We start from the raw sequence: 12,128 nt of genomic DNA, 5'->3' as shown, positions 1-12,128 counted from the left end.
AAGCGCCCCCATGCCCGCGATTTTTGCGCAATTGCGGCCTCTAGGACTCGTAGCGGGGACAGGATTTGAACCTGCGACCTCTGGGTTATGAGCCCAGCGAGCTACCGAGCTGCTCCACCCCGCGTCGGCTCGTTAACACTAGCGCACCGGCTCCGGGGGCCGCAAAACGGCCCCCGGAGCGTTACGTCACCCTCCCGCGCTGGGGGCGGGACTGACCGGCGCCGACGGTGCCGCGCTGGCCGGCGTGCCCGCCGCGGTCTTCTGGGCGTTCTGGAAGCGGGTCATCGCGTCGTCGAGCGCCTTGAGGGCCTCACCCTGCTTGACGAAGTCACCGGCGACCTGGGCTGCGCGCAGGTCCTCGATGGCCTTGTCGACCTCCGCGGCGGCCTGGGTCAGCTCGGGGCTGACCGTGCCGGGCGGCGCTGTCGGGGTGGTCGGCGTGGTGCCGGGGTTCTCGGTGTTGTTGCCGGTGTTCGGCGTCCCGGCGGTCTTGCCGAGCTCGACGAGGGCTTTCAGGCCCTCGGTGAGGTTGTCCTCGAGCACGACGTAGGTGCCGCCGTCGCCGTACGACATCAGCACCTTCTGCAGCAGTGGCGCCGCGCCGGCCTGGCTGCTCTTCACGTAGACGGGTTCGACGTACAGGATGTCGTTGCCCAGCGGCAGCGAGATGAGGTTGCCGTAGAGGACGGACGCCTGCCCGCCGCGGGTGAGCAGGGCCAGCTGCTGCGAGATGTTGTAGTTGTTGACCATCCGCTGGTGCACCTGGACCGGGCCGGGAACCGCCGTGTCGTCGGGTAGCTCCAGGACTTCGATCTTGGGTTGCCCGTCGACGTACGACGCGGAGATCAGCGCCGACATGTTCTCCCGGTTGGCCGGGGTCACGCCCGCGGTCAGCTGGAAGCGGGTCTCCTGCTGTTCCGGCAGTTTGACGTTGAGGTAGAACGGCGGTTGTTTGACGCCGGTCTGCGGGGCGTCGGGCGCGTTCGGCACCTGCCAGAAGTCGTCACCGGAGAAGAACGTCCGCGGGTCGGTGACGTGGAACTTGGTCAGCAGGTTGCGCTGCACCTTGAACAGGTCGGCCGGGTAGCGGAAGTGGGCGGCCAGTTCGGCCGGGATCTGCGCCTTGGGCACCACCAGGTCGCCACCGAACGCCTTGTTCCAGGCCTTGAGCACCGGGTCCTGCTCGTCGAACTCGTAGAGGGTGACGGTTCCGTCGTACGCGTCGACGGTCGCCTTCACCGAGTTGCGCATGTAGTTGACGTCGTCGCGGGCCAGTGCGAACGAGCCCTGCCCGGTCAGTTCGTCCCGGGTCTCGGTGGCCAGGTTGATCTTCTGGGCGTACGGGTACGTCTGCGCGGTCGTGTAACCGTCCAGGATCCAGGTGATCTTCCCGTTCACCACGGCCGGGTACGGGTCGCCGTCGATGGTGAGGAACGGCGCCACCTTCTCGACGCGGTCGCGCGGGTTACGGATGTACATCAGGCGGGAGTTGTCGTTGACCGCGTCGGAGAGCAGGAAGTTGCTCTCGGTGTTCTTGATCGCGAAGACCGCCCGGCGGAAGAACGAGCCGATCTCGACGCCGCCCTTGCCCTCGTAGGTGTACAGCTCCGAGGCGTCGGTGTTCTGCTCCTGCGGCCGGTCGAACTCGACCTTCTTGTTCGGGTCGGTCTGACCGACGATCACGTACTCGGTGGACTGCTCGCCGTAGTAGATCCGCGGCTGGTCCGCCTTGATCAGGTCGGTGGAAGCGGAACAGTTGTTGCCGGTCCGGGCTTCGGCGCCGAGGAAGCCGGAGACGAAGTACGGCAGGCCGGTGCCGCACACCTGGTTGGCCGGCGCCGCCACCAGGCCGTAGCCGTGGGTGTAGACGGTGTGCCGGTTGAGCCAGTTGCGCTGCTGGGCGGTCAGCTTGTCGTCGTTGATCTCCCGGGCGCCGACCACGTAGTCCTGGGTCTTGCCGTCGATCGTGTACCGGTCGACGTCGAGCTTCTCACCGAAGTCGTAGAAGCCCCGGGACTGCTGCGACTGGGTGAACGCCTGGGAGACCAGCTGCGGGTCGATCAGCCGCACGTTCTGCGCGCTGGTGTCGCTGGCCAGCGCGGCCGTCGGGCTGCCGCTGCTCACCCGGTATTGACTGACCTCGGTATTCGCCAGTCCGAAGGCATCGCGGGTGGAGTCGATGGAGCGCTGGATGTACTCCTGCTCCTTGTCGAACAGGCTGGGCTTGACCTGGAAGTTCTGCACGGCGAGGGGGTAGATGCCGCCGATCGCCACGGCCGAGATCGCCAGCAGGGCCAGCGAGACGCCGGGCCAGACCAGGTTCCGCATCACCGCGTTGGAGAACACGATGATCGCGATCGCCACCACCACCGAGATGTAGGCGAGGATCTCCTTGGCCGGCAGCAGCGCGTTCACGTCGGTGTAGCCGGCGCCGTACAGCCCCGGGGAGACGTGCTGCTCGAGCAGCAGCGCCCGGCGGTCCAGCACGTAGGCCACCGCCTTGAGCAGCACGAAGGCCGCGACGAGCGAGGTCAGGTGGGCCCGGGCGGCGGTGGTCATCCGGTCACCGACGCCCTGCAGGCGCACGCCGCCGAAGATGTAGTGCACCGCCAGCGAGCCCAGCACGGACAGCACCACCGCGGTGAAGCCGACGCCGAGCAGGTAGCGCAGCAGTGGGTACTCGAAGATGTAGAAAGAGACATCCACCTTGAACTGCGGGTCCTCGACGCCGAAGCTGCCGCCGTTGCGGAACAGCATCCAGTCGCTCCAGCGCGCCTGCGCGGAGAGACCGGCGAAGAACCCGATGATCAGGCTGACCACGGCGATCCAGGTGCCGAGCCGCGGCGCCAGGATCATCCGGTAGCGCTCCAGGGTGGCCTGTTCGGCCGAGTGTGGGCGCAGCAGTGGCCGCAACCGGTACGCCAGGTAGAGGTTTCCCGCCACCACGAGGGTCATCAGGGCGCCGATCACCAGGAACAGGGTCACCTTGGTGAGCAGCACGCTGGAGAAGACGGTCGTCTTCTCAACCTCGTCGAACCACAGATAGTCGGTGTAGGCATCGATGCCCCAGCCGAGCAGAGTAAAAAGAATGAAGACCCCGACCAGGACGCCGACGGTCACGCGACCGCGCCGGCTCATCCTCGGTAGAGGACTGTTACGCATGACCAACGTTGGCTCCACACTTCATCTGGCCGGTGTTTCACCTTACGATGTCGCATCCAGCTTCGCGGGCATCATCGAGCCGAGCAGGGCTTTGGAGTCCCGCCGGCGGTGAAGGTCTCGAGCGCGGTGAGCGCGTCGTCCACGGTGGCCACCTCGGCCATGGGCAGGCCGGGCACCGCGTTGCGCAACGCCTCCGCGCAGTTGTCCTTGGGTACCAGGAAGAGCTGAGCGCCGGCCTCCTTGGCGCCCACCAGCTTCTGCGGGATGCCACCGATCGCGCCGACGTTGCCGTCGTCGTCGATGGTGCCGGTCCCCGCGATGATCTTTCCGCCGGTCAGATCCTCCGGCTTGAGCTTGTCGATGATGCCGAGGCTGAACATCAGTCCGGCGCTCGGGCCACCGATCTTGTCGAGGTCGATCTCGATGTCGAACGGGTTCGGCTGCTTGGTACGGATCTCGATGCCGAGACGGGGGGTGTCGTCGTCACTGGCGGCCTTCGTGGTGATCCGCGCCGAGCCCGCCTTGCCGCCCCGCTCGTAGGCGACGGTCAGCGTGCTTCCGGCCGGTTTCGCCCGGACCAGCTCGGTGACCTGCGCCGGACGGGTGATCGCGGTGCCGTCGATCGCGGTGATCACGTCCTCGGCCCGCAGCGCGCCGTCAGCCGCGCCGCCCGGCGTGACCTCGAACACGTAGGTCAGCACCGGATAGCCCAGCTCTCGCAGCGCCACGGTCTCGGCGCTGGTCTGCGACTGCTTCCACTCCTGCGCGTTCTGCTCCTGGACCTGCTTCTCGCTCTGGTCCGGGGGGTAGATCAGCTCGCGCGGGACGACCGCCTCCTCGCCGCTGAGCCAGCCGCGGATGGCCCACACCAGCTCCACCTGGGACTGCACGTTGACAGTGGTCAGGCGGAGCTGGCCTTTCGAGGTCGAGGTGTCACCCTTCTTGATCTGGATCACTTCGGTGCCGTTGTCCGAGCCGAGGGTGTTGACCGTGGGCCCGGGCTTGAGAACCACATACGGCAGGGGTGCGACCATGACACCGGCTGCCAGGAGAGCGGTGATCAGGGCGCCGAGGATGACGGTGACACCACGACGTCTCATGCGCGTGAGCGTACCCACCCAGTCTGAGTTCTCTCTGAGCTGATACCTCCCTCAGTCCGCTGCGGGCATTTCGCGCGTACCGTGGGGGTCGTGCCTGATATCCCGTTCGGCTTCTCCCTGCCGGGCGCTCAGCCGCCCGACCCCTCCGACCCGCAGCAGATGCAGCAGTTCATGGCGCAGCTGCAGCAGATGTTCGCCGCACCCGGCAGTGGCCCGGTCAACTGGGACCTGGCCCGGCAGGTCGCCGCCAGCCAGCTCTCCGCGACCGGCGACCCGGCGGTGAACATGCTGGAACGCCACCAGGTCGAGGAGGCACTGCGACTCGCCGACCTGTGGCTCGACCCGGTCACCGCGCTCCCGACCGGCATACACAAGGCCGTCGCGTGGAACCGCAACGAGTGGATCTACAACACCCTCGACGTGTGGAAGAAGCTGTGTGAGCCGATCGCCGGCCGCATGGTGGGCGCCATGGGCGACCTGGTGCCCGAGGAGGCTCGCGCCCAGCTCGGCCCGATGGCCTCGATGGTCGCCACGCTCGGCGGCGCGCTCTTCGGCGGCCAGCTCGGGCAGGCCTTCGGCCAGCTCGCCGCGGAGGTTCTCTCCGCCGGCGACATCGGCCTCCCGCTGGGTCCCGCGGGCACCGCGGCGCTCATCCCGGCCAACATCAAGGCGTACGGGTCGGGGCTCGAGCTCCCGGAGGACCAGGTCCGGCTCTATGTCGCGCTGCGTGAAGCGGCCCACCAGCGGCTCTTCGGGCACGTCCCGTGGCTGCGCGCGCACGTGCTGAGCGCCGTCGAGACCTACGCCACCGGCATCACCGTGAACCGGGAGGCGATCGAGGAGGCGATGAGCCGAGTCGACCCGACCGATCCCGAGTCGATGCAGGCGATGGCCCTGGAGGGGATCTTCACCCCCGAGGACACGCCGCAGCAGAAGGCCAGCCTGGCCCGCCTGGAAACCGCGCTCGCGCTGGTCGAGGGCTGGGTCGGGCACGTGGTCGACGCCGCCGCCGGCGACCGGCTGCCCTCGGTGTCCGCGCTCGGCGAGGCGTTCCGCCGCCGCCGGGCCGCCGGTGGGCCGGCCGAGCAGACCTTCGCCGCGCTGGTCGGCCTGGAGCTGCGGCCGCGCCGGCTGCGCGAGGCCGGCGCGCTGTGGACCGCGGTCACCGAGCACCGGGGCATCGCCGGGCGCGACGCGCTCTGGGACCACCCCGACCTGCTGCCGACCGACGACGACTTCGCCGACCCGGCGACGTTCGCCCGCAGCCGGTCCGACTGGGACATCAGTGAGCTGGACGGCCTGGAGGACGGCCCGAAAGAGGACTAACCGCCGAGCAGGGCCCGGGTGTTCTCCCAGCCCTCCAGGGCGACGTCCAGCGTCGCCAGGTCGGCCGGTCCGCGCAGACGGCGCCAGTGCGGGGTGGACGTGACGTCCCCCGGCGCGGGCGCCGTTCTGCGCAGCAGCTGGGGCGAGGCGCTGTCCAGGTCGTGGTCGACGAGCCAGTCCGGCGCCGGCAGGCCGGTGGCGACGCCGAAGAGGCCGCCGCCGGCTCCGCCCGGCGCGACGGCGACAGCTTTGCTGTCCAGCGGGCGCAGCAGCTTCCCCAGGGTCATTCCGGGTACGTCGGGAGCGTCCGCCGCGATCACGGCGGCCTGGTCGAACCCGTCCGCAGCGGCGGCCGTGAGCACGGGCAGCACGGTCGGCTCGGGAATCTCGTAGATCCGGGTGCCCGGCCAGGCGATCTCGTCGGCCAGGGCACGGTCACCGGGCGTGGTGGCGATCGCCGCCTCCGCCTGCGCCAGGCGGGCCAGCAGGTCGACCACGTCCTCCGCCATGGCGGCTCGCCAGGCGCGCAGGTCGACGCCGGGTGGGCTCCACGTCACCGGCACCAGCATCGCCACCACCACGCGCCGCGTCACCAGGCCACCTTACCGACAGGCCCGGAGCGCAACCCGGCACGCATGGCGCCCGCCGGCGTCCAGGGCGCTGTGCCGCTAAACCGAAGGCGAAGCCATGAACACAGCGGAGACGCCCTCCAGGTAACCGCGGGCCCGCTCGGCCTTGGGGAAACGGTTCACCAGGTCCCAGAAGCGGGCGTTGTGGCTCGGCACGACCAGGTGGGCCAGCTCGTGCAGGAGCACGTAGTCGACGACCCAGTCGGGCATCTCCTGGATGCGGTGCGAGATCCGGATCGTGCCGTCATCGGGCGTACAGGACCCCCAGCGGCCGTTCTGGTTGGTCACCCAGCGAACGCTGGCCGGGACCACCTCGTCGGCGTAGTCGGCCAGGTAGCGGCTGATCAGCCGGCGGGCGCGGGCCAGCAGCTCAGCGTCGGTGCACCGGAGCCGCTCCTCGCGGGCGGCGAGCCGGGCGAGCATCCGCTCGACCCACTCGGTCTCCTCGGCGCGGGAGAAGCGATCCGGTATGAGCACGACGACGCGCTCACCGTCGCGATACGCGGACACCGTCCGTCGCCGGCGCTGGCTGCGCCGCACTTCCACGACAGGCTTGCGCACGCGGGCAGCCATTACCGGCTCGCGCGGCCCAGATTCGGGTTCACGTTGAGACGCTAATCCGGATGCCCCTGGTCACCGCAAGAGTACGGCCAATGACTGTCACGGAAAATGCGCACTTCGACCGGATATACCCGAAAAAATTTTCCTCACCGGCAACATCGGAGACATCCGTCAACCTAGACCATCGTCGACGCAGTGCCCAAACGGGTTAGCTGTCCTTTTTATGCCTATCTGAAGGGATTCATCGGCGTGTCCCGGCAAACCTGGCGGAAAAGGATAGTTCGTACCGGCACACTCGCTTCGTCGGCGAGACCGCCGACGCTGCGTTGACATGGAACCGGCCTGACCTGGGTAAGTGACCGCCCCGGACGGGTGGCCACATCCGCGTGGCCGCGAAGCGGTCCAGCGCCGCAGACAGGTTCGCGCCCGTCGCCGCGAACGAGGCACCGGGCCGAGCGGCCGACCAGAACGACTAGGAGGAACCGTGGCCGACAACACGTACAACGGCTACTGCGTCAAGTGCAAGGAGAAGCGTGACTTCCAGGGCAACGTGGAGGTCTCGAAGACCGGCATGAACATGGCCAAGGGCAAGTGCCCGGTCTGCGGGACGACGATGAACCGAATCCTGGGCAAGGCCAAGGCGTGAGTTCGTGCCCGGGGAGGCCGGCCACGGTCGTCCTCCCCGGCACTTCTCGGTTACTGCCGTAACCGTGTTCACCCGAACACGTTGAGTCAACGGGAACGCCACACCCGCCTGTGGATAACTTCCCCGAAGCTGTGGACAACCCGGTTCAGGGTGGCGGATGCCTGTGGATAACCACATCGCTCCGCAGCGCCTCGGTGACACCCTGTCACTCATGACTCGGACCCCGTTGCCCCGGCCCACCCTGATCCCGGGGTTGCCGCGCATCTGGCGCAGCCCCGGTGAGCTGCAGCTCGGGCTCGACCCGGCCCATGCCGTGGTGCTCCAGCTGCCCGACCGCCGCACTGCCCAGGTCCTGGATCTGCTCGACGGCCGCCGGCCGGAGCGGAGCGTCCTGCTGCGCGCCGCCGAGCTCGGCGTCCCACCGGACGAGGCGCGGGCCGTTCTCGACCTCCTGCACCGAGCGGGGCTCGTGCTGCCCTCGTCGTCGCTGCTGCCGGCCACCCTGCCCGCGGCCACCCGCCACCGGCTCTCCGGCGAGGCCGCCGCCCTGGCGCTGGACGCCGCCGCGCAGACCACCAGCGGCGCCCGCACCGATCCCTCCCCGGCCCGGGTCTTCCGGCGCCGGCACGCCGCCCGCGTCGTGCTCAGCGGCCGTGGCCGGCTCGGCGCCACCATCGCGGTCGCCCTCGCCGAGTCCGGGGTCGGCCATGTGCATCCGGATCTCGCCGGCACGGTCGGGCCGGACGAGCTGGCCGGGGCGCCGCTCGAGCCCGCCGACGTGGGCAGTCCGCGCCGCGCCGCCGTCACCGCGGCCATCGAGCGGGCCGCACCCGGCACCGACACCCACGGGGCGCGGCGGATGCCCGCCTCCCTCGTCGTCCAGCTCGCCCACGACGAGCCGACCACCCTGATCGCCACCGGTCACGCCGCCCGGCGCCAGCCGCACCTGGCGGTGGCCGTCCGCGACGGCACGGCGGTGATCGGGCCGCTGGTCCCGGGCGGCGGCACCCCGTGCCTCAACTGCCTCGACCTGCACCGCCGGGAGCGGGACGCCGGCTGGCCGGGCGCGCTCGCCCCGGCGAACCCGGACGCCGTCGAGCCGTGTGCCGTCGCCACCCTGCTGGCCGCCACGGCCTATGCGACCGCCGAGGTCCTCGCCTTCCTGGACGGGCGGACCCCGGAGACGCTCGGCTCGGCGATGGAGATCACCGCGCCGGGCCGGTTCCGCCGCCGCTCCTGGCCGCCGCATCCGGCCTGTGAGTGCCAACGTCGGCGCCGGGTGCCGACCTTCACCGGACCTTCACCGCATAAGCACCAAACCACCAAGCGACGGGCAGAGTAACCGCCCGGCGTCAGTAACAATGATCTGGTGACGGACATACCGCGGCGTGCGGCCGCGCGGACGGCCAAACTCGCTGCCCTGCCACTCGGCTTCGCCGGGCGCACCGCCCTGGGGCTGGGCAAGAGAGCCGTCGGGATCGCCTCCGACGTCATCTCGGCGGACATCCAGCAGCGCACCGCCGAGCAGCTCTTCAGCGTCCTGGGCCAGCTCAAGGGCGGCGCGATGAAATTCGGCCAGGCCCTCTCGGTCTTCGAGGCGGCGCTGCCGGACGAGATGGCCGGCCCCTACCGGCAGGCGCTGACCAAGCTGCAGGAGGCGGCGCCGCCGATGCCGGTGGCGAACGTGCACAAGGCGCTCGCCGAGCAGCTCGGCCCGGACTGGCGGGACAACTTCGCCGAGTTCGACGACAGCCCGGCAGCGGCCGCCAGCATCGGCCAGGTGCACCGCGCCGTGTGGAAACTGCCGCCGGCCCGGCGCAACGCGAAACCCAAACTGCTGCCGGTCGCGGTGAAGGTGCAGTACCCGGGCGCCGGTGACGCCCTGATCGCCGATCTGAAACAGCTCGGCCGCCTGGCCGGCATGTTCAAGATCATCCAGCCGGGCATCGACGTGAAGCCGCTGCTGGCCGAGCTGCGGGACCGGGTCACCGAGGAGCTCGACTACGAGATGGAGGCGCAGACCCAGCGCGCCTTCGCCGAGGCGTACCACGACGATCCGGAGATCTTCGTGCCCCGCGTGGTGGCCTCGGCGCCGCAGGTCCTGGTCACCGAGTGGGTCGACGGCACCCCGCTGGCCGGCGTGATCACCGACGGCACCCCCGAGGAACGCGACGAGGCCGGCCGGCTGATGGCGATCCTGCACTTCTCGGCGCCGGCCCGGGCCGGTCTGCTGCACGCCGACCCGCACCCCGGCAACTTCCGGATCCTCCCCGACGGCCGCCTCGGCGTGATCGATTTCGGTGCGGTCGCCCGGCTCCCCGAGGGTCACCCGGAGCCGATCGGCCGGCTGGTGCGGCTCGCCCTGGAGGGCGACGCCCAGGCGGTGGTCGACGGCCTGCGCGAGGAGAAGTTCATCAAGCCCGACGACGAGATCGACGCGGAGGCGGTCCTCACCTTCCTGCGCCCGATGATCGAGCCGGTCGCGGTGGACCGCTTTCGCTTCACCCGCACCTGGCTGCGCGCGGAGGCGACCCGGCTGGGGAGCCCGCGGTCACCCGCCTACCAGTTGAGCCGCAAGCTCAACCTGCCCCCGTCCTACCTGCTGATCCACCGGGTCACCCTGGGTTCCATCGGTGTGCTCTGCCAGCTGGAGGCCGAAGCCGCCTACCGCGAGATCCTCATCGACTGGCTCCCCGGCTTCGCCCCTGACTCCTGACCCGCCCATCGACGTTCCGGTATGCCGTTCTCCCGCCACGATGAACGGGAGCGGTCCGGTAGGCGTACCCGAATGGAAAGGACATCGCGCGAGCCGAGCGGTGTCCGATGTTCGGGGAGGACGGTCATGGGAGCCACCGGTGAGGAACTCGGTGTCGACTGCCTGGAGCTGTGGAAAGCGGGAACGTACCAGCTTCAGCCGCTGGGCGAACATCTTCGTCTGACCGTCCGCCACCTCGTCACGGCAGAGAGCGGACTCTCCGCGTTGTGGCGTGACAGCAAGCTCGGCGGCCCTTATGGACCGTTGCTCGACGCCTGGACGTCCCTCGCCGACGAAACCATCCGAATCCTGCAGGAGACCGGGGAAAGCCTGGAGGCCACCGGCCAGATTCTGGTGCTCGCCTCATCGGAGTACCAGGAGACCGACGATGTGGCCCGCAGAAAGTTCGAAGAGCTCAAGCCCGACGTCGTCCGGGCGCAGAAGCTGGCCGAGGACCAGAGACAAGCAGGGCTGGCGGGATGAGTTACGCGGAACTGGCGCAACATGCCGCCCGCATCGAGCAGCTGGCCGTTCAGGAGTCGCTCAAGCAGAAGGGCTGGGCCGACCTGGGTAACGGCGAGATCCGAGCACCCAGCGATCTCACCGCACTCGGCGCTCAACAGATCGTGCAGATCACCCAGCAGGAGTTCGCCGACACCGCCGAGATGTTCATGCCGTTCCTGCACATGCCCGATCCGGCGGCGCTGGAGAACATCTGCCAGGTGATGCGCAAGGCGAAGTTCAGCCTGTCCCGGAGCCCGCAGGGATCAACGGATCCGGTCACCAAGGAACAGGTCCACGCGAATCCGGTGATGAATCTGATGGACGAGGTGCCGGTGACGCTGGCGCCCTGGCACGGTTTCGCCGCCGAGGAGTTCAAGACGCGATTCCTGCAACCGTGGCCGGCCGTTGCCACGAACCAGTTCAACCTGGTGGCCACCCTGGCCGGTGCGCTCCGCGCGGAGCAGGCGTTGTGGGAGGAGTGCCGCAAGAACGTCGACGACATCGCGCACAAGGCGATCAATGCCTTGGAGGTGATGGAGGAGTGCGGCACCAAGACACAGGTCTGCCTGCTCACCGTGGCGTCGTCGGTGTTCGCCGTCGCGGCCGCCCTGGCGACCGCCGGCACCGGAGCGGCGGTCGCCCTGACCGTCGCCGGCGCGACCGCCCAGGCGCTCGGTGGGGTTCCCCGGGAGGACGATCCGAAGGTCGAGTTCGACGGGCAGAGTCCGCAGGACATCCTCCGCCAGGTCCAGGCGGCACTCACCACGCTGGCCGAGGTGGTCAACCGGAAGGAAGGCGAGATCGCCGAGGCGATGCGCTCGTCCGCGGCCTCGCTGGCGGCCAACCGGTCCCTTTTCGTCTCGCCTCGCCCGGTGCTGGCGGACCAGAGCGCTGCCGGCGTCACCACTCAGAACGGACTGGGGGAAGCCCCGTGACCAGCCTGCGCGAGCAACTCGATGACCTGCGGGTACGCGCCACCACACCGGACGGTGCGATGACCGCCGAGTTGCACGGGCGTTCCGCTCTCCGGCTGACGTTCGCGCGGGGCTGGTACGACCGCAGCACCGACGACGAGGTGACCCGCAAACTGACCGCCCTGGCCGGCCGGCTGTGGGTGGCCCGGACCCGGGAGTACTGGCGGATTCTCGGCGCCGAGTCCGGTGAGTATCTGACCGGCGAGGACCGGGCTCTCGGCACCCGGGCGGACGCCTACCGGGAAGGGCGGAACGCCCTGGTCGCGGAGGGCCGCTCCGAGAACGGGCGGGTCACCATCCGGGTCAGTGGGATGCGATCGTGGACAGTCGATGTGATCCCGGGCACCATCCACACCTGTGACGAGCACGAGTTCGCGGCCATGGTGGAGCAGGCCGGCGCGGAGCTGATCCGCGACCAGTACCGGAAGATCGCCCGTCTCAAGGGTGAGATCTACGCCTGAAGAAAGGGGC

General features: G+C 69.5%; 11 protein-coding genes and 1 tRNA gene. 7 read left to right on the top strand and 5 right to left on the bottom strand.

Annotated features, from left to right (window positions below; translation table 11 throughout):
• Window positions 1-50: 50 nt before the first annotated feature.
• The 3 genes from AB0F81_RS36290 to AB0F81_RS36280 form a co-directional block, all read right to left on the bottom strand.
• Window positions 51-124 (bottom strand) — tRNA-Met (locus AB0F81_RS36290).
• A 62-nt stretch (window positions 125-186) separates the two neighbouring features.
• A complete protein-coding gene (locus tag AB0F81_RS36285) occupies window positions 187-3,168 on the bottom strand; it encodes a UPF0182 family protein (protein WP_360204828.1) in 2,982 nt (993 codons plus the stop codon).
• A gap of 65 nt (window positions 3,169-3,233) precedes the next feature.
• Complete coding sequence (locus tag AB0F81_RS36280) at window positions 3,234-4,262, bottom strand: PDZ domain-containing protein (protein ID WP_360204825.1); 1,029 nt, start codon at window positions 4,260-4,262, stop codon at window positions 3,234-3,236.
• Window positions 4,263-4,352: 90 nt separating this feature from the next.
• Here AB0F81_RS36280 and AB0F81_RS36275 point away from each other — a divergent pair, with 90 nt between their 5' ends.
• Window positions 4,353-5,588, top strand: a complete 1,236-nt coding sequence (locus tag AB0F81_RS36275; RefSeq protein ID WP_360204822.1) for a zinc-dependent metalloprotease — start codon at window positions 4,353-4,355, stop codon at window positions 5,586-5,588.
• Here the strand turns inward: AB0F81_RS36275 and AB0F81_RS36270 are convergent.
• Complete coding sequence (locus AB0F81_RS36270) at window positions 5,585-6,181, bottom strand: hypothetical protein (RefSeq protein ID WP_360204819.1); 597 nt, start codon at window positions 6,179-6,181, stop codon at window positions 5,585-5,587. The two genes, AB0F81_RS36275 and AB0F81_RS36270, sit on opposite strands and share 4 nt — an antisense overlap.
• Before the next feature lie 75 nt (window positions 6,182-6,256).
• Window positions 6,257-6,790: a M48 family metallopeptidase gene (locus tag AB0F81_RS36265; protein WP_360204816.1), complete on the bottom strand. Its 534-nt coding sequence runs from the start codon at window positions 6,788-6,790 to the stop codon at window positions 6,257-6,259.
• A 472-nt stretch (window positions 6,791-7,262) separates the two neighbouring features.
• Between AB0F81_RS36265 and AB0F81_RS36260 the strand changes: the two genes are divergently transcribed.
• The 6 genes from AB0F81_RS36260 to AB0F81_RS36235 all read left to right on the top strand — a co-directional run bounded on the left by AB0F81_RS36260 (window position 7,263) and on the right by AB0F81_RS36235 (window position 12,118).
• Complete coding sequence (locus AB0F81_RS36260; protein WP_360204814.1) at window positions 7,263-7,424, top strand: DUF5679 domain-containing protein; 162 nt, start codon at window positions 7,263-7,265, stop codon at window positions 7,422-7,424.
• Between the two features lie 211 nt (window positions 7,425-7,635).
• Window positions 7,636-8,766 carry a hypothetical protein gene (locus tag AB0F81_RS36255; RefSeq protein WP_360204812.1) on the top strand — a complete coding sequence of 377 codons (1,131 nt, stop codon included), beginning with the start codon at window positions 7,636-7,638 and terminating at the stop codon, window positions 8,764-8,766.
• A gap of 27 nt (window positions 8,767-8,793) precedes the next feature.
• Window positions 8,794-10,140: an AarF/ABC1/UbiB kinase family protein gene (locus AB0F81_RS36250; protein ID WP_360204810.1), complete on the top strand. Its 1,347-nt coding sequence runs from the start codon at window positions 8,794-8,796 to the stop codon at window positions 10,138-10,140.
• 126 nt (window positions 10,141-10,266) lie between these two features.
• On the top strand, window positions 10,267-10,662 hold the full coding sequence (locus AB0F81_RS36245) for a hypothetical protein (RefSeq protein WP_360204807.1): 396 nt from the start codon (window positions 10,267-10,269) through the stop codon (window positions 10,660-10,662).
• Entirely contained in the window at window positions 10,659-11,618 is a 960-nt protein-coding gene (locus AB0F81_RS36240) for a hypothetical protein (RefSeq protein WP_360204804.1), read from the top strand. The genes AB0F81_RS36245 and AB0F81_RS36240 overlap by 4 nt, the downstream gene beginning before the upstream one ends.
• A complete protein-coding gene (locus AB0F81_RS36235) occupies window positions 11,615-12,118 on the top strand; it encodes a hypothetical protein (RefSeq protein WP_360204802.1) in 504 nt (167 codons plus the stop codon). Before AB0F81_RS36240 ends, AB0F81_RS36235 begins: the two co-directional genes overlap by 4 nt.
• Window positions 12,119-12,128 lie beyond the last annotated feature (10 nt).

Source organism: Actinoplanes sp. NPDC024001, from assembly GCF_040638955.1.
Lineage (GTDB): Bacteria > Actinomycetota > Actinomycetes > Mycobacteriales > Micromonosporaceae > Actinoplanes.
This window is presented reverse-complemented; position numbering and strand designations above follow the sequence as displayed.